Source organism: Aeromicrobium sp. P2_G6 (genome assembly GCF_056403535.1).
Genome location: NZ_JBFUFH010000004.1, coordinates 367,029 through 389,052 on the forward strand (window position 1 = coordinate 367,029; position 22,024 = coordinate 389,052).

Annotated in this window: 23 protein-coding genes; 6 read left to right on the top strand and 17 right to left on the bottom strand. The window is 68.3% G+C overall.

Going from position 1 to position 22,024, the window contains the following annotated elements; all coding sequences use genetic code 11:
• Positions 1 to 220: 220 nt before the first annotated feature.
• Complete coding sequence (locus AC1DVU_RS15220) at positions 221 to 1,156, top strand: TIR domain-containing protein (RefSeq protein WP_476923291.1); 936 nt, start codon at positions 221 to 223, stop codon at positions 1,154 to 1,156.
• A 12-nt stretch (positions 1,157 to 1,168) separates the two neighbouring features.
• Here the strand turns inward: AC1DVU_RS15220 and AC1DVU_RS15225 are convergent, their stop codons facing one another.
• The 5 genes from AC1DVU_RS15225 to AC1DVU_RS15245 form a co-directional block, all read right to left on the bottom strand.
• Positions 1,169 to 1,387, bottom strand: a complete 219-nt coding sequence (locus AC1DVU_RS15225) for a hypothetical protein (protein ID WP_476923292.1) — start codon at positions 1,385 to 1,387, stop codon at positions 1,169 to 1,171.
• Positions 1,384 to 2,064: a type 1 glutamine amidotransferase gene (locus AC1DVU_RS15230; RefSeq protein WP_476923293.1), complete on the bottom strand. Its 681-nt coding sequence runs from the start codon at positions 2,062 to 2,064 to the stop codon at positions 1,384 to 1,386. The genes AC1DVU_RS15225 and AC1DVU_RS15230 overlap by 4 nt, the downstream gene beginning before the upstream one ends.
• 33 nt (positions 2,065 to 2,097) lie before the next feature.
• Positions 2,098 to 3,009 carry a hypothetical protein gene (locus AC1DVU_RS15235; protein ID WP_476923294.1) on the bottom strand — a complete coding sequence of 304 codons (912 nt, stop codon included), beginning with the start codon at positions 3,007 to 3,009 and terminating at the stop codon, positions 2,098 to 2,100.
• Positions 3,006 to 4,895, bottom strand: coding sequence for a penicillin-binding transpeptidase domain-containing protein (locus tag AC1DVU_RS15240; RefSeq protein WP_476923295.1), 1,890 nt, complete (start codon positions 4,893 to 4,895; stop codon positions 3,006 to 3,008). The genes AC1DVU_RS15235 and AC1DVU_RS15240 overlap by 4 nt, the downstream gene beginning before the upstream one ends.
• A gap of 178 nt (positions 4,896 to 5,073) precedes the next feature.
• Positions 5,074 to 5,457 carry a LysM peptidoglycan-binding domain-containing protein gene (locus tag AC1DVU_RS15245; RefSeq protein ID WP_476923296.1) on the bottom strand — a complete coding sequence of 128 codons (384 nt, stop codon included), beginning with the start codon at positions 5,455 to 5,457 and terminating at the stop codon, positions 5,074 to 5,076.
• Between the two features lie 284 nt (positions 5,458 to 5,741).
• On the opposite strand from AC1DVU_RS15245, the gene AC1DVU_RS15250 reads away from it, so the two are divergent.
• Positions 5,742 to 6,764, top strand: coding sequence for a YihY/virulence factor BrkB family protein (locus tag AC1DVU_RS15250; RefSeq protein WP_476923297.1), 1,023 nt, complete (start codon positions 5,742 to 5,744; stop codon positions 6,762 to 6,764).
• 3 nt (positions 6,765 to 6,767) lie between these two features.
• Here the strand turns inward: AC1DVU_RS15250 and AC1DVU_RS15255 are convergent, their stop codons facing one another.
• Together AC1DVU_RS15255 and AC1DVU_RS15260 are read right to left on the bottom strand one after the other, a co-directional pair.
• Entirely contained in the window at positions 6,768 to 7,073 is a 306-nt protein-coding gene (locus AC1DVU_RS15255; RefSeq protein ID WP_476923298.1) for a hypothetical protein, read from the bottom strand.
• Positions 7,070 to 7,900, bottom strand: a complete 831-nt coding sequence (locus AC1DVU_RS15260; RefSeq protein ID WP_476923299.1) for an SDR family oxidoreductase — start codon at positions 7,898 to 7,900, stop codon at positions 7,070 to 7,072. The genes AC1DVU_RS15255 and AC1DVU_RS15260 overlap by 4 nt, the downstream gene beginning before the upstream one ends.
• Before the next feature lie 83 nt (positions 7,901 to 7,983).
• Here AC1DVU_RS15260 and lexA point away from each other — a divergent pair, with 83 nt between their 5' ends.
• On the top strand, positions 7,984 to 8,706 hold the full coding sequence (gene lexA / locus AC1DVU_RS15265) for a transcriptional repressor LexA (RefSeq protein WP_476923300.1): 723 nt from the start codon (positions 7,984 to 7,986) through the stop codon (positions 8,704 to 8,706).
• 123 nt (positions 8,707 to 8,829) lie between these two features.
• Positions 8,830 to 9,108, top strand: a complete 279-nt coding sequence (locus AC1DVU_RS15270) for a GIY-YIG nuclease family protein (RefSeq protein WP_476923301.1) — start codon at positions 8,830 to 8,832, stop codon at positions 9,106 to 9,108.
• A gap of 120 nt (positions 9,109 to 9,228) precedes the next feature.
• Here the strand turns inward: AC1DVU_RS15270 and galE are convergent, their stop codons facing one another.
• The 6 genes from galE to miaA all read right to left on the bottom strand — a co-directional run bounded on the left by galE (position 9,229) and on the right by miaA (position 17,515).
• Positions 9,229 to 10,194 carry a UDP-glucose 4-epimerase GalE gene (gene galE / locus AC1DVU_RS15275; protein WP_476923302.1) on the bottom strand — a complete coding sequence of 322 codons (966 nt, stop codon included), beginning with the start codon at positions 10,192 to 10,194 and terminating at the stop codon, positions 9,229 to 9,231.
• 24 nt (positions 10,195 to 10,218) lie between these two features.
• On the bottom strand, positions 10,219 to 12,135 hold the full coding sequence (locus AC1DVU_RS15280; RefSeq protein WP_476923303.1) for a hypothetical protein: 1,917 nt from the start codon (positions 12,133 to 12,135) through the stop codon (positions 10,219 to 10,221).
• 101 nt (positions 12,136 to 12,236) lie between these two features.
• Positions 12,237 to 14,168, bottom strand: a complete 1,932-nt coding sequence (locus AC1DVU_RS15285) for an ATP-dependent DNA helicase (RefSeq protein ID WP_476923304.1) — start codon at positions 14,166 to 14,168, stop codon at positions 12,237 to 12,239.
• A 161-nt stretch (positions 14,169 to 14,329) separates the two neighbouring features.
• Positions 14,330 to 15,724, bottom strand: coding sequence for a GTPase HflX (gene hflX, locus AC1DVU_RS15290; protein ID WP_476923305.1), 1,395 nt, complete (start codon positions 15,722 to 15,724; stop codon positions 14,330 to 14,332).
• Positions 15,721 to 16,539 carry a diaminopimelate epimerase gene (gene dapF / locus AC1DVU_RS15295; RefSeq protein WP_476923306.1) on the bottom strand — a complete coding sequence of 273 codons (819 nt, stop codon included), beginning with the start codon at positions 16,537 to 16,539 and terminating at the stop codon, positions 15,721 to 15,723. Before dapF ends, hflX begins: the two co-directional genes overlap by 4 nt.
• A 64-nt stretch (positions 16,540 to 16,603) precedes the next feature.
• Positions 16,604 to 17,515 carry a tRNA (adenosine(37)-N6)-dimethylallyltransferase MiaA gene (gene miaA, locus AC1DVU_RS15300; protein ID WP_476923307.1) on the bottom strand — a complete coding sequence of 304 codons (912 nt, stop codon included), beginning with the start codon at positions 17,513 to 17,515 and terminating at the stop codon, positions 16,604 to 16,606.
• 77 nt (positions 17,516 to 17,592) lie between these two features.
• Between miaA and AC1DVU_RS15305 the strand changes: the two genes are divergently transcribed.
• On the top strand, positions 17,593 to 17,811 hold the full coding sequence (locus AC1DVU_RS15305; protein WP_476923308.1) for an antitoxin: 219 nt from the start codon (positions 17,593 to 17,595) through the stop codon (positions 17,809 to 17,811).
• On the opposite strand, the gene AC1DVU_RS15310 is transcribed toward AC1DVU_RS15305, so the two are convergent.
• Positions 17,812 to 18,456, bottom strand: a complete 645-nt coding sequence (locus AC1DVU_RS15310) for a class III extradiol ring-cleavage dioxygenase family protein (RefSeq protein WP_476923309.1) — start codon at positions 18,454 to 18,456, stop codon at positions 17,812 to 17,814.
• Positions 18,457 to 18,491: 35 nt separating this feature from the next.
• Between AC1DVU_RS15310 and AC1DVU_RS15315 the strand changes: the two genes are divergently transcribed.
• Positions 18,492 to 19,085 carry a hypothetical protein gene (locus AC1DVU_RS15315; RefSeq protein WP_476923310.1) on the top strand — a complete coding sequence of 198 codons (594 nt, stop codon included), beginning with the start codon at positions 18,492 to 18,494 and terminating at the stop codon, positions 19,083 to 19,085.
• Positions 19,086 to 19,092: 7 nt separating this feature from the next.
• Here the strand turns inward: AC1DVU_RS15315 and AC1DVU_RS15320 are convergent, their stop codons facing one another.
• From AC1DVU_RS15320 to AC1DVU_RS15330, 3 genes are all read right to left on the bottom strand, one after another.
• Positions 19,093 to 19,653, bottom strand: coding sequence for an HhH-GPD-type base excision DNA repair protein (locus tag AC1DVU_RS15320; RefSeq protein WP_476923311.1), 561 nt, complete (start codon positions 19,651 to 19,653; stop codon positions 19,093 to 19,095).
• Between the two features lie 118 nt (positions 19,654 to 19,771).
• Entirely contained in the window at positions 19,772 to 20,332 is a 561-nt protein-coding gene (locus tag AC1DVU_RS15325) for a DinB family protein (protein ID WP_476923312.1), read from the bottom strand.
• Between the two features lie 73 nt (positions 20,333 to 20,405).
• Positions 20,406 to 22,007: an alpha/beta hydrolase gene (locus tag AC1DVU_RS15330; protein WP_476923313.1), complete on the bottom strand. Its 1,602-nt coding sequence runs from the start codon at positions 22,005 to 22,007 to the stop codon at positions 20,406 to 20,408.
• Positions 22,008 to 22,024: the final 17 nt, after the last annotated feature.

Below are 22,024 nucleotides of genomic sequence, written 5' to 3' on the forward strand. Positions count from 1 at the left end.
AACTCGCAGAGCTCGCCTGGCTACTCGACCGGCGAGTAGCCAGGCTGGCCGAGATCTCGACGGGCAACAACTCGGTGGTCGAGTCTGAGCGAGGAACGAGCGAGGGTATCGAGACCACATGACGTGAGCTTCTCGGCTCACGTGGTCTCGATACGCCCTCCTCGCAGAGCTCGTCGGACTACTCGACCGGCGAGGGGTTTTGCGCACCTAGGATGTCGGCATGACCAAGCCCAGGATCTTTCTCGGCTCGTCGGGCAAGCAGGAGAAGCTGCTGCAGGCCCTGACCCGGGGACTCGAAGAAGTCGCAGACGTCGAGCCGTGGACGACGGTGTTCAATCCCGGCACCTCGACGTTGGAACGGCTCGTCGAGCTGACGCGTGAGGTCGACTTCGCTGCGTTCGTGTTCGCGCAGGACGACTGGACCACCAACGACATGCCTGCCGCCGACCCTGCTACTCCCGCCCAGGCTTCGCCACGCGACAACGTGGTGTTCGAGGCCGGCCTGTTCGGCGGCGTGCTCGGCATGCGCCGGACGTTCATCCTGCACGCCAACGGCGCCAAGCTCCCGACGGACCTGCTCGGCCTCACGTCCATCCGGTACGACGTGCCGACCACCCCGGCCGGGACGAAGGCCATCAACCAGAAGCTGCGCAAGGCGATCGAGGTCGAGCTCGGCAACCGGGTCGCCTCGATCGAAGGCGTGTGGTGGCAGTACTCCCTCACCGCACGCAGCGCCGACGAACCGTCCGCGATCAGCCTCCTGCAGGTCTCCCGCGACCGCGCCGGCAACCTCGAGGTCAAGGGCCGCGGGTGGGCTGACGACGGCACCCTGTCGTCGCGCTACGGGAGCGAGGCGTCGAAGGAGATCAAGGATCCCTCAGGGGTCCGCTACTTCTGGAAGGGCGAACGCCCGCGCGACCCGAATGCGCCGCAGCTGGAGGGCACCGGCGAGATCCACATCGAGACGGCCGACCGCGCAGCCGGCTACTGGATCACCCGATCCGGCACCGACGCGACGCTCAACGAGCGGACCTCCGGGGTCTACGTACGGGCCGATCCCGCGGACCTTGCTGTCCTGGACTCCAACGACCTCGAACGACGATCTGCGCTGATCGCCCAGCGACTGGACGAGTGGAAGGCGATCGCCAACTCCTGAAGGAGCCTGGTGTCAGCGGTTGCGGGGGTGGGACTTTGCGGTGCGTTCGTTGCCGCGCTTGTAGTTGCCCGTCAGCCGCGCCATCAGCAGCTGGGGGTCGCTGGACTCGGCGTCGCGTACGAACTGGTGCGCCTTCTCGCCGCGCAGCACCGCCGCCTCGCGGCCATGGTGGGAGATGACGACCTCCTTGCCGCGCACGACCCACTCGAAGCCGCTCGGCCGGCCCTTCACGGGCTGACCTGGAGGTAGTTGAGCGCCGCGTCGACGAGGGCATGCGCGCGGTTGCGGGTCGCCGCCGCGTTGGCGTGGGCCTGCCGGATCAGGTCCTTGGTGTCGATGCCGGCATCGCCGTAGTAGCCCTCGCGCACCCATCGCTCGTACGTCGCCGCGGTCACCTCGGGGTGGAACTGCCACGCGATCGCCCGCGCACCATGTGCCTCGTCGATGATGCACTGCGGGCCGCGCCAGGACGTGCCGATGACGCGGGACGTCGTGCCAGGCGCGAACACGTCGCTGTGCATCTGCGCCCACGGTCCCTCGGGGCACAGAACCGAGTCGGTCGTGTCGACGCGCTGCCAACCGAGCTCCGGCCGGTCGGCACGCCACGAGGTGCCACCGAGCGCCCGAGCCATGAGCTGCGCGCCGTAACAGATGCCCATCACGGGGGTGCCGGCTCGCAGCGCCGAGCGTACGAACTGCGACTCGGCCTCGACGACGTCCTTCCACTTCGGTTCGTGTGCGCCCTTGTCGGAGCCGAGCAGGAAGATCAGATCGGTCTCGCCGATCGTCGCGTATGCCGGCAGGTCGTCGCGGTCCAACTCGACGATCTCTCCGCCGAGCTCGAGCAGCCGTTCGTGGAAGTAGCCGCCGTCCTTGTCGGGCTCATCCGCGATGACGTGAATACGCATGACCTCATTGTGCCGGTTGGCCTTTCGACAAGCTCAAGGAACCACTGGTTCGGAGGGCCGCCGTGCCAGCCAGAGGGCAACACCGGCTGCGACGACGATCCCGGTGACCCAGGGCGTCAGCGACCGCGCCTCGAGTGACGCCGACATGCGCCAGACGTCCGCCGCGGCCGAGAGCTGGTCGCCCCACATGCCGGGCAGCCCCATGCCCGGGCGCAGGAACACCTCCATGTAGGCGGCCGCCGTCATCGTCGGGCCGATGAACCACGCCAGCAGCACGATCCCGACCCACGCCGCCGCACGTACGGCGGGCAGCAGGCCAACGCAGATCAGTGCGACGGCGAGCGCCACCGCACCTGACCACTCGCTCACCCGGTGCGCGACGTGCAACCCGTCACGAGTCGAGTCGACCTCGAAGGCATTGAACACGCTCATCACCCAGGTCGGCGTGGCGCCGGCGAGCGCCCCGACCCCGAAGCCGAGGCCGACCCGTCCGGTCAGGCACAACAGCCCCAGACCCAGCCCGACGATCGTGGTGAGAATGACGATGAGCGTCAGGCCGTTGGTGACCCGGCTGTCGACGGCCATGCTGCTGACGCCGTTGCGGGTCTGCACCAAGGTCACCAGCAGCGCGATGACCACCCCGGCGGCGCAGGAACCGGCGCGCGCGACACGGCCACCGGCACCGAGCCCGGCGACAAGGCCGGCGGCCACGCCTCCGACGCCCGCGCCGAGGACGAGCTGGAGCACGCCGCCTGACGCCAGTGGCGGCAGCGCCAGGAACCCGACTCCCCTCTCGTCGAGCACATCGTGCCCGGCGCCGTTGAGCAGCCAGGCCAGGAAGCCGATCAGCCACCACGCGAGTGCCGCGACCGGCACCAGGGCGAGCGGCGGCAGCGACCGCCAGCTCGTACGTTCGGGAGTCGGCGCCGCCAGGTCGGTCGTCACTGGGCGCTCCGCAGGAACTCCTCGAGCAGCGGGCCGGCGGTCTGCGAGCCGGACTCGCCGTCGTCGACGAACACTGCGACGGCGAGATCGCCTTGCGTGGCGATCATCCAGGCATGCGTACGCGGCGGGTTGTCGTTGCCGTACTCGGCGGTGCCGGTCTTGGCGGACACCGGCTTGCCGGGCACGTCCGACAGGAAGGCTGCGCTGCCGCCGGTCACCACGCCGCGGAACATCGCCTGGAGCTGCTTGGCTTCGCTGCCGGTCAGCGGGTCCGCGGCCTTGGCCGCGGCCTTGGTGGGCGACTCGTCGAGCAACGTGGGGGTCACTCGCGAGCCATGCGCGATCGAGGCGGCGACCACGGCCATCGCAAGCGGCGAGGCCTCGATCTTGCCCTGACCGATCATCGACGCGGCGTGCTCGGTGCCCTCGGCCTTGTGGGGCACCGAGCCGAGATAGGCCGGGAACCCGAGGTCGAGATCAGGGCCGAGGCCGAGCGCGGCGGCCGCCTGGGCGAGCTTGTCCTGAGGTGCCTTGCCCCGGGTCGCGATCATCGCGGTGTTGCACGAGTTGGCGATGGCCGCGCTGAGCGGGATCTTGCCGATCGCGCGGCCGGGGTAGTCCGAGTAGTTCTTGAACGTACGCCCGTCGACCGTCACCGTCGGTGTGCACGCCACGGTGCTCGAGGGCTTCAGCCCGGAGCGAAGGAACGTCAGGGCGGTGACCAGCTTGAACGTCGAGCCGGGCGCATAGTGGCCCGCCGCCGCCGTGTCGGCGCCCTTGCCGCCGGGACCACTTGCGAGCGCCACAATCTTGCCCGAGGACGGCCGGATCGCGACCATCGCGCTGGCCGGCTTGACGTCGGCCAGGATCTTGTCGGCCGACCCCTGCAGGTCAACGTCGATCGACGTACGCAGTGGCTTGCCGGCGCGCGGCGCGGTGGAGAACAGCTCGCGCCCCTTGGACCCGGCCACCGCTTCGACGGTGACGCCGGGGTTGCCGCGCAGCTGGCTGTCGTAGCGCTGCTCCAAGCCAGTCAGCCCGACCAGGTCGCCGGCGGTGACGGATCCCTTGGACTTGGCGATCGCCTCGGCCGTTGCCTCACCGACGATCCCGAGCAGCGGCTGCCCGAACCCCTTGGTGGGTGCGAGCGGCAGCTCCGCGCCCAGCTGGCTCACGCCCGGAATCGACGCGATCTCGGCGTCGCTGAGCGTGTCGTCGGAGTCAGCACGTACGACCAGCGCAACCACGAATGCCTGCGGGCCGGCGGCCTTGACCGCCTTGGCGTAGCGGTCCGCGTTGATGTCGAGCAGCCGAGCCAGCGCCCTCGCCGAGCCGTCAGCCTCCGCGGCCTTGATCCGCGACTTGTCGATGCCGATCCGCTCGACCCGACGCTCGATGACGAGACCCTCGCCGCCGGCCCCGAGGATGTCGCCCCGGTCAGCCGGTGACGTACGCAGGCGCAGCACCTCGTCGGCCGTCAGCTGGGGTCCGACGATTGCGGGCGTCCATTTCACCTGCCACTCGTCGTCGGCATACGTCATCGCGGCCGGGGTCGTGTAGGTCCAGTCGTCTCCCTTGAACGTCCAGCTCGTCTTGAGGGTCGCCGTTGCCTTGTCGTCGTCCTGCTTGATGTCGCCGACAGTGACCGTGGCCCGGGCGGCGCCCATGCCCTTGACGATCCGCTCGAGGTCGGCCTGCGGGATGCGGCCACCCTTGACCGTCCGCACGCCCTTGAGGTCTTGCTTCGTCAGGCCCTTGGCCAACGCCTCGGCGGCCTTGCGAGGGTCGGGCGGACCGGAGGTGCAGGCGCTGAGGAGCGCCCCCAGCATCGCTGCGCCGCACAGCAGGGCGACCGCTCGTCGGCCGGGCAGAGCAGGTGACGTCACGTAGTCCCTCTCGAAATCGTGTCAGGCTTTCGCCTGACCGGATCAGCAGTCAAACAGGTGCCACTCCCCCGGTCAATCAAACGCGCGCGGGAGGCGATCGGTTCACGAAACACGAACGTCCGCGGCACCCCTTCCCCAAGGTGCACCGCGGACGTCGGTGGGTGTTGCAGCGAGCGGCCTACTTGTAGACCGGCACTGCGATCTCCGAGCCGAGCTGCAGAGCAGAGGCATTCGGAAGCGAGTTGAGCCGGACGATCTCGTCGACCGTCTTGCGGATGTCACCGTTGGGGTTGGCCTCGGCCGCGATCTCCCACAACGTCTGTCCGGGCAGCACGCGGACCGCCGTGGTCTCCGGCGCAGCGCCGGCCTGGTCGCCGGCGAACGACGACGAGCCGAACATCACCACCAGGAGGGCGATGAGTGCGACGGCTCCGGCCAGCACGACGAGCTTGCCGCGACGGGTCAGGCGGACTCGCGGGGTGGGCTTGGCGTCGGGCACAGCGCGCAGGTGGCGGACCGGACGAACGGAGTGGTCGTGATGACCGATGGCGATGCTGCTCATGATGGCCTCCAAGGGGGAAGTGAGGGCTGATGGTGAAGTTGTGGTGTGGTCGATCAAACGCTGCTCTCGATGTCATTCGATGGTGCGAACAGGCGTTCGATCGAACACATGTACGACGATAGGGGACGCCTCTGACAAAAGGAAGTACCTGTCGAACACAATTTCGATCAGGGCCGCGTTTTGCCTGTCATACCGGCGCAAAATTGGCCCGACATTTCTCGAACACGCCGATCACGCCCGCACCCCGACAGGCGAAGCCGGCGCCGTCCTACTACCGTCGAGACATGGCTTCCCCCCGCAAGAGCGTCATCACCGCCTGGAAACAGGCATCGGCCCGACAGGCTTCGCTGCTGGCTGCCGGCGTCGCGTTCTATGCGTTCCTCTCGCTGTTCCCGGCGATGATCGCAGCGATCATGACGTACGGCCTGGTGGCCTCCCCCGAGACGGTCGCGAAGCAGTCCGAGGACGTCGCCGAGGCGCTGCCGTCCGACGCCGCGTCGGTGGTCACGGGCCAGATGGACTCGCTGATCAAGACCTCGCCAGACTCCCTTGGCATGGGCCTGGCCATCGCCCTGGTGCTGGCGATCTATGCCGCAGCCGGCGGCGTCGGCAACCTCATCACCGCGATCAACGCGATGTTCGGGCTCGCCGAGACCCGGGGCTTCATCAAGCGCAAGGTGATCGCCCTGGTCCTCACACTCGGCGCGATCATCTTCGTTGTGCTCGTCGTGGGGCTCGTCGCCGTCGCCCCCGCTGTGCTCGACAAGGTCGACATCGTGCCGGGCGTACGCGCGGCGTTTGAGGCCGGCCGATGGATCCTCCTGCTCGCCGCCGTCTTGATCGCCATCGCCCTGCTGTTCCGGATCGCTCCCAACCGCACCCCCAGGGCGCCGCTGATCTCCAAGGGCGTGCTCGTCGCGACCGCCCTGTGGTTGCTCGTGTCGGTGGGCTTCTCGTTGTACGTCGACAACTTCGGCAGCTACGGCAGGACGTACGGAGCGCTTGCCGGCGTCGTCATCCTGCTGCTGTGGCTGTGGGTCGGCCTCTACGCGATCCTGCTCGGCGCCTGCGTCGAGGCCGTACGCGAGGAGATCGTGACCCCGGAGACCGTCGAGGAGGACTCGGAGATCGCCGAGGAGCGCACCACCCAGATCGAGGCCGAGACCGAAGCCGCCGAGGAGGCGAGGGCACGCGAGGAAGAAGAGGCCGAGTCAGAGCAGGAGCAGGAACGCGATCGGGAGACCAGACAGGAGTTCCGCCGAAGCCCGCTGATGCTGGGCCGCAGGCGCTACGTCCGCCAGCACTGACCCCTAGAGGATCCGACCCAAGACGTACGCGATCGCGCCGACGATCACGACCAGCGCGATGACGCCGCTGAGGAGCGGGAGCGTGAGGCGACGCGATCCCGGCAGCCCACGCTCGTCGAGGTCGACCTCGAAGTCCGGCAGCAGCAGCTGCAGGTCGGCGTCGGCCGCATCAGCCTTGCCGGAGTCCGCCAGGAGCCGGCGAGCCGCGGTCTCGATGTCGGAGAGGTCGTCAGCGGTCGTCGTGCCGACATCGCGCACCTCGACCGACCAGCCACTGCCGGCACGAGTGCCGACCACCAGGTACGTCATCGCTTGCCTGCCTTCTTGAGTCGGCGGGCGCCGAGCCTGCGCACCCAGGGATCGACGTGGAGCGCGACTCGCGGCGAGAGCGAAGCGGTGCGTGCGACGACGCCTCGCCACGCCGGCAATGTCTTGTAGACCCGACCGGTGCCGAACATGTCGACCAGCTCGCGTGCCACCTGCGGCGGGGTGAGCAGGACACCCGCGGCCAGCGCGGCGCGTACGTCACCCTGTGCGTCCATTGCGGCGACCATCGCGGTGTCGACGCCGTCTGGGCACACAGCATGCACCCTGATCTTGTCGTGGCGGAGCTCGGACGCAAGCGACGTCGTCAGCGACAGCACCGCGGCCTTGGTCGCGGCGTAGACGCTGAGCCCCGGCACCGGCGCGTGAGCGCTGAGCGAGGCGAGGATGCCGATGTCGCCGCCGGTCACGCCGCCCTGGTCACGGAACGCATCAGCGGCCGCGCGTACGCCCCACATCACGCCGAGCACGTTGACGTCGACCATCGCGCGTACCTGGCCGACCGACAACGCCGTCAGATCGCCCTCGGCGAGCACACCGGCGTTGCACACCCAGGCGCCGAGCGGCGCGAGCTCGCGGGCGCGCGCGGCGACGTCGCGGTTGGCCTCGGGGTCGGTCACGTCGAGGCCGAGGCCAACCGCAGCGCCGATCTCCTTGGCCGTGAGCTCTGCGGCATCGGCGTCGAGATCGGTCACGATGACCTCGAACCCGCGGCCCACCAGCTCGACGGCGATGGCCCGCCCGATGCCCCTCCCGGCGCCGGTCACGACAGCTGAACGAGGTCTTCCGGGCTTCACGAGGGGCTTCGACACGGGACCAACGTAGACGTCACGACTCGCGACACGCCATCGAACGTATGTTTGATTGGCCGCGTGATCCGGGTTACTCTTCCCGCATGACCGATGACCGCAATGCCGATGTCACCGAGCTCCCCGACGGGCCCGCAGACTCCTCCGGGCTGACCGCTCGGCAGCGCAAGGTGCTCGAGTTCCTGCGCGACGAGATCGAGAAGCGGGGCTACCCGCCCAGCATGCGCGAGATCGGCGCAGCGGTCGGACTGACCAGCACGTCGTCCGTCGCACACCAGCTCCGCGCCCTCGAGGCCCTCGGCTACGTCAAGCGCGACCCCAACCGTCCGCGCGCCCTCGAGATCTTCCTGCCCGACGTGATGGCAGCTCGTCGCTCGATGAGCAGCGCCACCGAGAGCACGTTCGACGAGACCGGCATCGGCGACGCACTCCCCCAGGCCACCAACGTCCCGCTCGTCGGCCGCATCGCCGCCGGTGGGCCGATCCTGGCGACGGAGCAGGTCGAGGAGATCTTCCCGCTGCCCAAGTCGCTCGTCGGTGACGGCACGCTGTTCCTGCTCGAGGTGTCCGGTGACTCGATGATCGACGCCGCGATCTGCAACGGTGACTACGTCGTGATCCGCCAGGAGCAGACCGCCAACAACGGTGACATCGTCGCCGCCCTGCTCGACGGCGAGGCCACGGTCAAGACGTTCCAGCGCAAGGACGGCAACGTCTGGCTGCTGCCGCACAACGAGGCATACGACCCGATCGACGGCAACCACGCGACGATCCTCGGCATCGTCACCGCCGTCCTCCGCAAGGTCTGACGCTTCCGGCCCCTAGCGACGAAGTCGCGGGAGGGAGCGCCAGCGACCGAAGGGGCGTACGGCAACTCGCCAGCCTGTGGATGGAGTCCAGCGCGTGTCGCCTGGCTCGGCGATGATCCGCCGATGGGCTACTTCTACGTCTTGCTGTGCGCTGACGGCACGTTCTATGTGGGCAGTACTCGCGATCTCCTGCGACGACTCTGGGAACACCGTCAAGGTCTCGCTGCCGACTACACGCGTACGAGGTTGCCGGTAAGGCTGCTCTACTTCGAGCAATACGAGCGGGTGTCGGAGGCATGGGGCCGAGAGCGGACCGTGCATGGTTGGACCCGCAGCAAGAAGAAGAAGTTGGTAGCGACCGGTCCCGGTGTCAGGGTCGAGGACGAGTCGCAGCTGATGTGAAGTTCATCGATCGCACAGGCGAGTTCCTACGCAAGCCTTGAACCTCACCGCCCTTCGCTCGCTCGTTCCTCGCTCGCTCCCAGTCGGCCGCGGGCGGCCTCCTTAGGGAACGGAGCGACGTCAGACGGGGTGGCTCTGGCGGGCGTTCCAGGCGCTGCTGACCATGTCGATCAGCGAGTGCCGCATCGCCCAGCCAAGGTCGCGCGTGGCGAGCTCGCCTGACGCCACGATGCGAGCAGGGTCGCCGGGGCGGCGGTCCACGACCTCGGGCTCGAACGCGATGCCGGTCGCCTCGGCGACCGCCGTCATGATCTCCCGCACCGACACCCCGTCGCCGCTGCCGAGGTTGTAGACCGGCTCGAGCTCGTCGCCCGCGAGCAGCTTCTGCGCTGCGACGACGTGCGCTTCGGCCAGGTCGGCGACGTGGATGTAGTCGCGTACGGACGTGCCGTCGGGCGTCGGGTAGTCATCGCCGAAGATCCGCGGCGTACGGCCTTCGAGCAGCGCCTCGATGACCAGCGGGAAGAGGTTGTGCGGGCTCGTGTCGTAGAGGTCAGGGACAGCCGAGCCGACGACGTTGAAGTAGCGCAGCGACGTGTGGTGCATCGGGAAGGCACGAGCCGCGTCGCGCAGCAGCCACTCACCGATCAGCTTACTCTCGCCGTAGGGCGACTCGGGCGCGGTGCGCGTCGACTCGGTCACGATGTCGACGTCGGGCGTGCCGTAGACCGCGGCGCTGGAGGAGAACACGATCTTGTCGACGTCCGCCTCGTGCATCGCCTGGAGCAGGCTGACGGTGCCCTGGACGTTCTGCTCGTACGTGTGCAGCGGTCGCTGCACGGACACCCCGGCGTACTTGAACCCGGCGAGATGCACGACGGCCTCGACCTCGTGCTCGACCATCTCCTTGGCGATGAGCGTGCTGTCGAGGATGTTGGCGTCGATGAACTCGACCTCGTCGGGGACGAACTCCCGGTGCCCGCTCGAGAGGTCGTCGACAACGACGCAGTCGAGGCCGGCGAGCCGGAATGCCCGGACGATGTGCGAGCCGATGTAGCCGGCGCCGCCGGTGACGAGGACTGTCATGACGACAACCCTGTCAGAGCCGTGTCACCCCTTGAAGCGGAGGGTGCCAGCGCTGTAGGAGTGGCCCGCCGTGACGCTGATCGAGTGCTTGCCGGTGAACGTACGCCCGATGCCGCGCCACGAGTCGGAGTTGACCGAGATCGTCCAGGTGCCCGACGGCAGGCCTGCCACGTAGAAGTTGCCGCTCCTGTCGGTCAGGTCCGTACGGATCACACGCTTGCCGTCCGACGACGACAACCGGACCATCAATTCCTTGTTGGTCTTGCCACCGGCCCGCGACACATGGCCGCGCACGATCGCGCCCTTGCGGACGGTGTGGGTCACCACGGTCTTGGTCTGGCCGAGGGTGCTGTCGAGGTTGAGTGTGTTGTCGTAGGTGCCCGCGCCGAGCGCCTTGCAGTAGCCGCGGTACATCCAGCCTTTGTAGCCGCTCGGCGGCGTCTTGCGGACGTAGCCCATCGCGACGGACTTGGCGTACTCCTCCTTGTAGCCGGCGACGGTCTTCCAACGCTCCGCGCCGCGATCCTCACCACTGAAGTAGGCGTTGTTGTCCGGGTAGACACTCGGATACCAAGCCGAGCACGTCGTGCGCCGGCCCATCTCGACCCAGTACTTGCCGGGCGGAACGTTCTTGATCGCGCTGGCGCCGCTGGCGTTGCCGGAGGTGTTGACGCTGCCTCTTGCGACGACCGGCGAAGACAGCACCGGGATCCCGGGGATCTTCTCGCGCAGGGTGACGTAGCGGTCGCCCGTGGTCGGCGAGAACCCGCTGAAGGCACCATCGATGTTGACCGAGTTGCCGCTGAGCTTCACCTGCGGGTTGTACACGAGCTGGCTGCCGGCCGTGGGGATCGACAGGAGGTTGGCTGCGGTCCGGCTGCCGTAGTCCACCACGTCGAGGCAGCTGCCGAAGCCCGTGCCGCCACCGTTCGGCGTGTTCCACGTCTCCACCCCGGCGGAGGACGCCCGCACCATGTAGCGAGGGACGCCGGCATAGAGCGGCAGGAAGTCGATCCGGTAGGCGCCACTGCTGCTGCTCGTGGTCTTGCCATAGATGTTGCCGCAGGACGGGAAGTCGTACTCGCGCAGCGTCTTGTAGTTGGTGGAGTAGACCGGCGGGGGCGCGGCCACGGTGACCTCGGCCGAGCCGCCGTTGATGCTGTCCGTCACGGTGCCCGCGATCGAGCCGTACGAGAAGTTGGCGTCGTAGTCGCCCAGCTTGTTGACCCGAATCGTCGAGCCCTCGTCGAGGTAGCGTCCGCCGCTGGCACCGCCATCGCCGCCGCGGTAGTACCAGGAGCGGAACGTCCCGTCGCTGTCGTGTCCGCTGATGCGCAGCTTGTAGGGAGCGGAGCTGGTGTTGTTGGTGCCGAGGGCGACGTTGAACGAGTAGTTGCCGCCTGTGTCAGGGATTTCGGCAGTGCGGACGACCTGGGTGTTTCCGCCCCTGATCGTGCGCACCAGCTCGACCTTGACGCCGGTGGCCTCGTGTCCGTCCGGGCCCTGGACGGCCCCCTTGAGCTGCTGGTAGGGCAGCAACGTCTCGGTCTTGACGCCGTAGGTGCGCGTCTTGTCGCGCGGGTAGTCCTGGTTGACGACCAGGACGGCGTTCTTGTAGAACACGTCGCCGAGTGCTGTGCCTCCGGTCCACGGGTATGCGGCCTCGCTCGTGCGTACGGCCACCTCGACCGTGCGGGTGGCACCAGCGGGCACGCTGTAGTAGCGCGTGCGGGTGCTCGTGCTGTTGAACGAGAGCCTGCCCTTGCAGGTCTTGGTCGCCCAGCACTTCACCGAGACCTTGCCCAGGCCAGACGTGTTGATCGCGATGATCTTGGTGGACACAGCCACGTCATAGGTCGACGCCTCTGCGGGAATCGCCACAAGGGTCCCGAAAAGTACCGCCGGGAGGGCGAGCAGCAAGGCAGGCAGGCGCAGTTTCATGGAGTTCCCAGGCGTCGACGGCAGAAGAGAATCTGCGACAGGCTATCAAACTTCGCCACCCCTGACTGCATGCCACGCTCTGCGAGCTTCGCAGCGTTGAGTCAGCCCTTGGCGGCCTCGTCGAGGCGACGCAGTGCGGCCAGGGCGGTCCCGCGATCCGTCGTGCGCCACATGTCCGGCAGCGAGGCGGCGAGGAACGACCCGTAGCGTGCCGTGACGATGCGCGGATCGAGGATCGCGACGACTCCCTTGTCGGTCGCCCGACGGATCAGCCGGCCAGTGCCCTGCGCTAGTAGCAGCGCGGCGTGGCTCGCGGCGACGCTCATGAAACCGTTGCCCCCGCGCTTCTCGACGAGCCGCTGGCGCGCACTCATCAGAGGGTCGTCCGGCCGCGGGAACGGCACGCGGTCGATGATGACGAGCTGGCACGTGTCGCCCGGCAGGTCGACGCCCTGCCACAGGCTCAGGGTGCCGAACAGGCACGTGCTCGGCGTCTCCGCGAAGCGGCGGGCAAGCTCGGGCAGCTGCGCATCGCCCTGGCACCAGATGTCGATGTCGGGCAGCCGCGTGCGTACCTCTTCGGCAGCCTTCTCAGCCGCGCGTCGCGACGAGAACAATCCGAGCGTACGTCCGCCGGCTGCCTCGACGAGCGCCGTGATCTCGGCGAGCTGCGCCTCCTCGAGGCCGTCGCGGCCCGGCAGGGGCAGGTCGCGGGCGACATAGAGCATGCCCTGCTTGCGGTAGTCGAACGGCGAGCCGACGTCGAGGGAGATCCACGAGTCGTCGCCGGGCTCCAGGCCGAGCGAACGCGCGACAGGATCGAACCCGCCGCCCAGCTTGAGCGTCGCGCTGGTCAGCACGACGGTCTTGTCGCCGAAGAGCTTGTCGCGCAGGCTTGCCGACACATCGATCGGCGCGATGTGGAGCTGCTTGTTGCCGCGGTTGTCGCTCATCCAGAGCACCTCGGTCTCACCCTTGGCGGCCATGCGCTCGGCGATCTTGCGGACGTCGTCGACCATGCCGCGGGACTGCTGCCGGGCGGCGTCGGGCTCGCCCTTGTCCTTCTCCTTGGGGAATGCCGAGAGGCACGCCCGGGCCGCATCGCGTACGAACGCCAGCACCTCGCGCAACGGCTGCGGCGGGTCGTCGATGCGGCCCTCCTCGGTGCGGGCCAGGACGTCGGCCAGCGCGTCCGACGCGTCCGTGAGGTCGTCGGCCTCCTTGCCCTCGACCTGGACGCGGGCACGTCGCGCCGCCCGTTCGACGAGGACGGGGTCGAGCTCGTCGGTCGACGCCTGGGTGACGCGTGCCGCGAGCTCGTGGGCCTCGTCGACGATCACCGCGTCGTACTCCGGCAGCATCGGCACGCCGTCGATCGCATCGATCGCCAGCAGGGCGTGGTTGGTCACGACGAGCTGGGCGGTGTGCGCGTCCTCGCGGGCTCGCTCGGCGAAGCACTCGAGGGCGTGGGCGCAGCGCGAGGCGCCGAGGCACTCACGGTGGTTGACGCTGACCTGTCGCCAGGCCCGTTCGGTGTGAGCGGGGGCGGAGTCGCGGTCGGCCATGTGCGCGCCCTTGGCCTGCTCTTCGGCCCACTCGCGCAGCTCGAGCACCTCGGCGCCGAGCGAACCCTCCGGCACCTCGATGAGCGTGCCCTGATCATCTGGAGCGCCTTCGCGGATGCGGTGCAGGCACGCGTAGTTGCTGCGACCCTTGACGACGGCGTGATGCGGGACGATGTCGAGCGTCGCCCGGGCGGCGTCCTTGAGCGCGGGGATGTCGCGCTCGACGAGCTGGTGCTGGAGGTTGAGCGTCGCCGTGGCGACGACGACCCGTTTGCCGTGCAGCAGGCTCGGCACGAGGTAGCCGAGTGACTTGCCGGTGCCGGTGCCGGCCTGAACGAGCAGGTGCTCACCGCTCTCCAGGGCGTGCTGCACCGCCTCGGCCATCTCGATCTGGCCGGGCCGGTCCTCTCCCCCGACAGCCTCCACAGCGGCATGGAGGACCGCGCGGACATCAGGGTTGGAGGGCATGTCGCAAGGCTAGTCGCGGCACGCACCAAGACCTGACGCGCGTCCACAGGGCATGTCGTAGGTGGTTTCGAGGCTCCGGCCGCTGGCGGCCTCCGCACCTCAACCACCGGTGGTTGAGGTGCGGAGCCTCGAAACCACCGAGACCGCCGGCAACCTCTCGCCTAGACCGCGTAGGGCTCGAGCTCGTTGGCCAGCTGGCCGTGGACTCGGGCGACGACGTGGGTGCCGTCGGACTCGTGGTCGAGCGACTCGATCTCGCCCTGCGTATGGATCTGGTTGAGCAGGTCGCCGCGGGCGTAGGGCAGCAGCACGTCGACACGCGTCGCGGGCTGCGGCAGGTCCGCCTCGATCGCACTGAGCAGCTCGTCGATGCCCTCGCCGGTGTGGGCGCTGACAACGACAGCGTGAGGCTCACGGGCCAGCAGGTTCTTGATGACGAGCGGGTCGGCGGTGTCAACCTTGTTGATCACGATGATCTCGGGCACGTCGAGTGCATCAACGTCGGCGAGCACGCTGCGCACGGCGGCGATCTGCCCCTCGGGGTCGGGGTGCGAGCCGTCGACGACGTGCAGGATCAGGTCGGACTCGGCGATCTCCTCCAGCGTCGAGCGGAACGCCTCGACGAGCTGGTGAGGCAGGTTGCGGACGAACCCGACGGTGTCGGACATCGTGTAGACGCGCCCGTCGGAGGTCTGCGTACGCCTCGTGGTCGGGTCGAGCGTCGCGAACAGCGCATCCTCGACCAGCACCCCGGCATCGGTCAGCCGGTTGAGMAGGCTCGACTTGCCGGCGTTGGTGTAGCCGGCGATCGACACAGACGGAATGTCATGGCGCTTGCGGTTGGCCTTCTTGGTCTCGCGGGTCACGCCGAGCGCCTTGAGCTCACGGCGCAGCTTGGACATCTTGGCCTGGATGCGGCGGCGGTCGGTCTCCAGCTTGGTCTCACCGGGGCCACGGCCACCGATGCCCTCACCGCCGGCCGCCTGTCCGCCCGCCTGGCGGGACAGGTTGCCGCCCCAGCCGCGGAGGCGCTGGGTCTGGTACTGGAGCTGGGCGAGCTCGACCTGCGCCTTGCCCTCCTTGGACTTGGCGTGCTGGGCGAAAATGTCGAGGATCAGCGCGGTGCGGTCGACGACCTTGACCTTGCAACGGTCCTCGAGGTTGCGCAGCTGGCTCGGCGCGAGCGCGCCGTCGCAGATGATCGTGTCGGCGCCGGTCGCGACGACGGCGGCGCGCAGGTCCTCGACCTTGCCGCTGCCGATGTAGGTCGCCGGATCGGGCTTCTGCCGGCGCTGGATCAGCGCGTCCAGCACCTCGGACCCGGCGGTCTCGGCGAGCAGCTTGAGCTCGGCGAGCGAGTTGTCGGCGTCCTCAGCGGTGCCTTCGGTCCATACGCCGACGAGGACGACGCGCTCCAGGCGAAGCTGCCGGTACTCGACCTCGGTGATGTCCTCGAGCTCGGTGCGAAGGTTGGCGACGCGCCTCAGCGAGTTGCGCTCCTCGAGCTCGAGGCCTTCGGTGCCTTGTGGCGTCGGGTCGTACGTCTGTTCTGTCATGCAATCCAATCCATGGTGCCTCGCGCGACGATCTCGGCGGGGCCGGTGAGAACGATGTGGTTGTCGGCATTCCAGCTGACGTGCAGCGTGCCGCCTGGCACGTCGACCCGGTAGGTCGTGGGTCGCTCGGCGCTGTCGGCCACCGCTGTTGCCACGGCCACGGCGCACGCACCGGTGCCGCAGGAACGCGTCTCCCCCGAGCCTCGCTCGTGCACACGCATCGCCACGTGGCGCTCGCCCTGACGGACGACGAACTCGATGTTGACGCCTTCGGGATAGACCGACTCGTCGTAGTCAGGCTGGCTCAGCAGGCTGCCCGCGTCGTCCAGCTGGTCGACGAAGGCAATGGCGTGGGGGTTGCCAGTGCGAACATCCTGCGCCTCCCAGGTGTTCCCCGCAGCGCTCACCTTGGAGACGCCGAGCACCTCGGGCGTGCCCATGTCGACGCTGAACAGGTCGCCGTCGATCGTGATGGTCTTGTCGCCGCCCCGTGTGCCGACCACGATCGGCTCGGCAGGGTCGACCAGCCCTTCCTGCACCAGGTGGAGCGCGAAGACCCGGATGCCGTTGCCGCACATCTCGCTGACCGATCCGTCGGCGTTGCGGTAGTCCATGAACCACTCGCCGGCCGACGGCTCACCGAGAGCGGCCGTGCGTATGACACGCATGACGCCGTCAGCGCCGATGCCGCGCCGACGGTCGCACAGGGAGGCCACGAAGGCACCCTCCAGCTCGCCATGGATCGTGCCGTCATGGTCCGGGAGCAGCACGAAGTCGTTCTCCGTGCCGTGCCCCTTGAGCCATGGAAAAGTCATACGTTCCAGTCTACGTGGCCGTGCGGACGAGGTGTCCTTTCGACAGGCTCGAGGACCGACAGGCTCAAGGACCGATGAGGGCGAGCGCCTGGTCCACCAGGTCGTCGGCGTCGTACGGGAGCCAGTGGATCCGCGGGTCCTTGCGGAACAGGCGATCCTGCCGCCGCGCGAACTTCCGCGTGCCGATCACGGTCGCCTCGCGCGCCTCGGCCTCGGTGGTCTCGCCCCGCAGGAACGCCAGGATCTGTTGGTAGCCGAGCGCCCGGCTGGCCGTCAGCCCGTCCTCGAGGCCGGCTGCGCGCAACGCCCTGACCTCGTCGACGAATCCGGCCGCCCACATCTGGTCGACGCGCTCGGTCAGGCGTACGTCGAGGACGTCCCGCGGCACGTCGAGCCCGAGCATCGTGAGGCCGTCGAACATCGACTCGTACGGCGGCATCGTCGCGGCGAACGGCTCCCCCGTCAGGTCGATGACCTCGAGGGCTCGTACGACACGGCGGTCGTTGGTCGGCAGGATCTGCGCCGCGGCCGCCGGATCGCGTCGCGCCAGCTCGGCGTGCAGAGCCTCCGGTCCGCGAGCCGCCAGCTCGGCCTTCCACCGGTCGCGCACCTCTGGATCGGTCCCAGGGAAGTCGAGCCGGTCGAGCACCGCGCGGACATACAGCGCCGAACCGCCGACGACGATCGGCGTGACGCCGCGCTCCTGGCAGTCGATGATCGCCGCCCGCGCCCAGCTCTGGAACTCGGCGACCGAAGCAGTCTCGGTCACGTCCAGCACGTCGAACAGGTGATGCGGTATGCCTTCACGCTCCTCGGCCGACGGCTTCGCGGTGCCGATGTCCATCCCGCGATAGAGCTGCATCGAGTCGGCGTTGACGATCTCTGCGTCACCCAGACGCTGAGCGAGCCCGACCGCCAAGGAGGACTTGCCCGACGCGGTGGGACCGACCACGGTCACGACGCGAGGCACAGACATGGCCAAAGTCTCGCAGTAGTGTGTGGAACCAGACGGGGGCGGCTGTCCCCACTCCTCATGAATCAAGGAGAAAAGCCATGGGTTTCCTCGACAAGTTCAAGAAGCAGGCACCTGAGCTCAAGAAGAGGGCCACACATCTCGCCTCGACCCAGAACGACAAGATCGACACCGGCATCGACAAGGCAGCCGACGCGGTCAACAAGGCGACCAAGGGCAAGTACGAGGACAAGATCGACTCCGCCGCCGACAAGGCTCAAGAGGGCGTCGACAAGCTCGCCGAGGACGGCAACAAGTAACTAGCTGAGCAGCCAGTCGGCCACCCAGTAGCCGACACCGAAGGGCGCCACGTCGACGCGCAGATGTGCGGCGATGTCGGCGCCCTTCGTCAGCTGTCCCATGGTTCGCAGCGCCGGTGTGCCGGCTGCCCAAAGCTCGGCGCCCAGCTCGGGATCGAGCGAGGCCAGCGCCGTGGCGTCGCCCGTTGCCAGCGCGCTCGCGATCGACGCGTCGAACGCCTCAGCCCGGTCGTCGAGGAAACCCGGAGCCGACGTCGAGCGCTTGGCGCTCCCGTCGGCCATGACCAGCAGCGCAACCCGGCCGCCGACGTCGGGCGTACCGGTCGAGTACGCCCGTGGGCCCGCCCAGCCCGCGCGGTCCAGCAGCCAGGCACCCACCGCGAGGCTCAGCGGCAGCTCGGCACCGGGCCCGCCGACGTGGATGTCGACGCCGTACGGCGCGAACGTACCGCCAGCTCGCTCATCCCGGTCCGCGTCAAGGTCGCCCGTGCCGATGACGACGACGCGGTCCGGCGCGCCCGCCAGGATCGTGGAGATTGCGGTGTCGCAGGCAGCACGCAGCGACGCCAGATCGTCCGCGGCGCCGGTGGCGACTTCAGGGATGATCATCGGCGGATGGGGGCACACGGCCACGGCGAGGATCACGGTCAGAGGCTACCCGGCCGTGACACGATGGGGCGGTGTACGACTCCCGGGGCCTGCCTGACTATCCGCCGCAGCGCAATGCGTGGGAGTTCCCTCCGCCGCCGGTCTCCCCGCGATGGAAGTGGGCCGCGATCGCGGCGATGGTGCTCGGACTCGTCGGCGGGTCGACGATGCTGGGCGTGGCCATCTCGGTCGGGTCATCGGGAGCGCCCGGCCTGATCGACAACGCAGCGTTGATCACCGTGATCGAGCGGGAGTGCCAACAGATGACGTCGAGCGTGGAGTCGCTGCCGATCCATGGAACACCGCGGCGCCAGGCGCAGACGATGGCACGGCAGAATGTGGCGGTCGAGGACATGGTCGACGACATCCGAGCCGTGGGCCCGGACGTGCTGGCCGACGACCCACCGGCGGATGAGTGGCTCGCAGACTGGGATCGGCTGGTTGAGGCTCGCGAGGCATACGCCGAGGAGATCCTTGACGGTTCGTTCCCGGATCTCGAGATCCCGACCGATGACCACGGCGACGACATCGATCTGCGTATGAACGATGTCTTCTTCACCGAATCCAGCTGCGAGGTGCCTCAGGTCCTGCTCGAGCCCTACCCGGAGGACGCGTCCGACGCCTGAAACCGGGTCAGGCCCGCGCGGCCGCCTTCTTCTCCTGCTTGAAGGCACGCACCTTGGCGAGCGAGTCGGGGTCGACGACGTCGGCGACCGAGCGATAGCCCTTCTTGCCGTAGTCACCCACGACCGTCGTCCAACCGGCAGGCTTGACGCCGAGCTGCTTGGCCAGCAGCGCCGTGAAGATCTTGGCCTTCTGCTCGCCGAAGCCGGGCAGGGCGCGCAGACGTTTCATCAGCGCCTCGCCCGTACGGGCCTCCGTCCAGATGCGCGACGCGTCGCCGTCGTACTCATCCGCGACGACCTTGGCCAGCGCCTGCAGACGGCCCGCCATCGAGCGGCCGTAGCGATGGATGGCCGGAGGTGTCGCGCACAGGTCAGCGAAGGCCTCCGGATCGGCATCGGCGATCGCTGACGGGTCGAGCGTCCCGAACCGGTCGAGCACCTTCGCCGGGCCAGCGAATGCCCGCTCCATGGGGAACTGCTGGTCGAGGAGCATCCCCGCGAGCAGAGCGAACGAGTCGTTGGTCAGGACCTCGTCGGCGTGCGGGTCCTGCGCGATGCGGATGGCCATGGCCTCATCCTGCCACCGCCGGTCAGGGCCCACCAAGATGTGGCGGACGATCAACCATTTCGGCACTCCTCACGCCGTCAAGCGGTTGGTATGCCGCCAAATCTTGCTCACGAGCCGGTCAGGCGCGGAACGCGTCGGCGGCCGCCTGGATGCGCTGTACGTAGGTCGACCAGTCGGTGCTGCTCGTCGCGGTGTCGGACCCCGTACGCCCGTCGATCAGCTCGCGCAGGATGTCGGCATGACCGGCGTGCTGTGCCGTGTCGGTCAGGACCCACACCAGCAAGTAGCCCAAGGTCGTGTCAGGCGAGGGCCAGTGGGGCACCCGGCCCGAGGCCTCGATGTCGAGCGCCTCGATCGTCGCGTCGCTGTGCGCGCAGGCCCGTTGGTAGAGGTCGAGGATGTAGCCACTCGACTCGTCGGCCTTGGCCCACATGTCAGCGCCTTCCCACACCGTGCCGTCCTCGTTCCACGGAAGGGTGTCGGGCGGAGGCCGATCGAACGAGTCTCCGAAGTAGACGTGCTCGACACCGACCAGATGCTTGATCATCCCGAGCAGGTTGGTGCCGGTCGGTGTCATCGGGCGACGCATGTCGTACTCGCTGAGCCCTTCGACCTTCGCCAGCATCACAGCTCGGCTCGCCTTGAGCTTGGCGTGCAGGTCGTCCTTGATCCCCGTCATGGATCCCATCCTGCCCTCGGCGTACGACAATGGGCCGCCCCGATCGCTCGGGACGGCCCATCACCAGATGCGGCTAGGGAACCAGCGTCTCCTTCTGGAGCTGCAGCCTGCTGATGCCAGACGGCGACGACATCTTCTGCTGCGCCTTCGCCGTCTCAGGCTCGGGCTGTGGGAGCGCCGCGCACTCGAGGTCCGCGGTGTTGCCCGCCTTGCGGGCCGGCTTGGCGCCGGTCAGCAAGTAGTCGGCGATCGCGTTGTCGACGCACGCGTTGCCGTTCAGCGAGTTCGAGTGCGTCGTGCCACCGGGGACCGCGATGAGGCTCGCTGCGGGGAAGCGCTTGCGGACCTCGAGGCTGCCCGGGTACGGCGTCGCCGCGTCCAACGTCTCGTTGATCATCAACAGGCTCGCGACGTGCTTGCCGGTCACCGAGACGGGTGTGTGCGCCTTGGCCGGCCAGTGACGGCAGGGCTCGTTGTACCAAGCGTTCGACCACGTCTCGAACGGCGCCACGGCGTGGATCGCCCAGTTGTCGCGGCTCCAGGTGGACCAGCTCTGCGGCCACTTCACGTCGGTGCACTGCACGCCGAGGTAGACGGCATACCCGTTGTCGTCACCGAATCCGCTCGCGTCGAGGTAGGAGGACTCCAGCGCGTCCACGTCGTCGTTGTTGATGAACGCCGAGAACGTGTCAGCGAGGTCGAGCCACGTGGACTGGTAGTAGCCGGCATACAGGAACGCGTCGGTCCACTCGCTGCCGCCGAGCTTGCCGCCCGAGGCCTGGACCGGTGAGTCGTAGAGCTTCTTCTGGGTGTCGTAGAACAGCTTGCTGACCTTCGCGGCGGTGTCGCCGAGGTGGTACGCGCTGTCGTGCTCAGCGAGCCAACCGAACCAGATGTTGATGTTGCGGTCGAAGGCGACGTCCTGGTCGAGGTTGTCGCCGTACCAGACCCCGCGCGGGTCGACGGTGCCGTCGAAGACGACGCGGCGCAGCTTGTCCGGGAAGAGTGTCGCGAAGACTTGGCCGAGGTAGGTGCCGTAGGAGAACCCGTAGTAGTTGATCTGTTGCGCACCGAGCGCCTTGCGGATCGAGTTCATGTCCTTGGCGGACTCGATCGTCGTGAGGTGGTCGAGGATCTTGCCGTTGTTGGCGTCGCAGGCGGTCGTATACGCGTTGGTCTTCTTGAACCACGCGCGCTCGATGCTGCGGGTCGTCGGCACGTAGGGCGGCCGGTTGTAGCCGGCGTAGTCGGGATCGCAGGACACCGCAGGCTCGCTCGACCCGACACCGCGCGGATCGAAGCCGATCCAGTCGTACGCCTTGCCGGCATCCTTGGGGACGTACTCCCCCAGGACCGACAGCGTCAGGCCAGATCCGCCGGGGCCACCCGGGTTGACGAGCATGACGCCTTGGTAGTCGCTGTCGGGCACGGTGTGCTTGATCCGCGAGATCGCGATCTTGATCTTCGTGCCGTTGGGCTTCTTGTAGTCCAGCGGCACCGGGATCTTGGCACACTCAGCACCTCGGCGCTGAAGCCCGGGACTCGCACACGTCCCCCAGTCGATCGTGGTGCTGGCGGACGGCGAGGCGGTCTTCGCCCGCGCCAGCGACGGCACCGAGAGCGTCAATGCGGTCAGCGAGATCGTCGCTGCCGCACAGAGCAAGGTCTTGCGCATGTTTCCCCCCAATAGGA

What these genes read in the sequence shown, in the direction of transcription:
- AC1DVU_RS15220 (WP_476923291.1), top strand. Translation starts at nt 221, where the DNA reads ATGACCAAGCCCAGGATCTTTCTCGGCTCGTCGGGCAAGCAGGAGAAG.
- AC1DVU_RS15230 (WP_476923293.1), bottom strand. Translation starts at nt 2,064, where the DNA reads ATGCGTATTCACGTCATCGCGGATGAGCCCGACAAGGACGGCGGCTAC.
- AC1DVU_RS15245 (WP_476923296.1), bottom strand. Translation starts at nt 5,457, where the DNA reads ATGAGCAGCATCGCCATCGGTCATCACGACCACTCCGTTCGTCCGGTC.
- AC1DVU_RS15250 (WP_476923297.1), top strand. Translation starts at nt 5,742, where the DNA reads ATGGCTTCCCCCCGCAAGAGCGTCATCACCGCCTGGAAACAGGCATCG.
- AC1DVU_RS15255 (WP_476923298.1), bottom strand. Translation starts at nt 7,073, where the DNA reads ATGACGTACCTGGTGGTCGGCACTCGTGCCGGCAGTGGCTGGTCGGTC.
- lexA (WP_476923300.1), top strand. Translation starts at nt 7,984, where the DNA reads ATGACCGATGACCGCAATGCCGATGTCACCGAGCTCCCCGACGGGCCC.
- AC1DVU_RS15270 (WP_476923301.1), top strand. Translation starts at nt 8,830, where the DNA reads ATGGGCTACTTCTACGTCTTGCTGTGCGCTGACGGCACGTTCTATGTG.
- galE (WP_476923302.1), bottom strand. Translation starts at nt 10,194, where the DNA reads ATGACAGTCCTCGTCACCGGCGGCGCCGGCTACATCGGCTCGCACATC.
- AC1DVU_RS15280 (WP_476923303.1), bottom strand. Translation starts at nt 12,135, where the DNA reads ATGAAACTGCGCCTGCCTGCCTTGCTGCTCGCCCTCCCGGCGGTACTT.
- AC1DVU_RS15285 (WP_476923304.1), bottom strand. Translation starts at nt 14,168, where the DNA reads ATGCCCTCCAACCCTGATGTCCGCGCGGTCCTCCATGCCGCTGTGGAG.
- dapF (WP_476923306.1), bottom strand. Translation starts at nt 16,539, where the DNA reads ATGACTTTTCCATGGCTCAAGGGGCACGGCACGGAGAACGACTTCGTG.
- miaA (WP_476923307.1), bottom strand. Translation starts at nt 17,515, where the DNA reads ATGTCTGTGCCTCGCGTCGTGACCGTGGTCGGTCCCACCGCGTCGGGC.
- AC1DVU_RS15305 (WP_476923308.1), top strand. Translation starts at nt 17,593, where the DNA reads ATGGGTTTCCTCGACAAGTTCAAGAAGCAGGCACCTGAGCTCAAGAAG.
- AC1DVU_RS15320 (WP_476923311.1), bottom strand. Translation starts at nt 19,653, where the DNA reads ATGGCCATCCGCATCGCGCAGGACCCGCACGCCGACGAGGTCCTGACC.
- AC1DVU_RS15325 (WP_476923312.1), bottom strand. Translation starts at nt 20,332, where the DNA reads ATGACGGGGATCAAGGACGACCTGCACGCCAAGCTCAAGGCGAGCCGA.
- AC1DVU_RS15330 (WP_476923313.1), bottom strand. Translation starts at nt 22,007, where the DNA reads ATGCGCAAGACCTTGCTCTGTGCGGCAGCGACGATCTCGCTGACCGCA.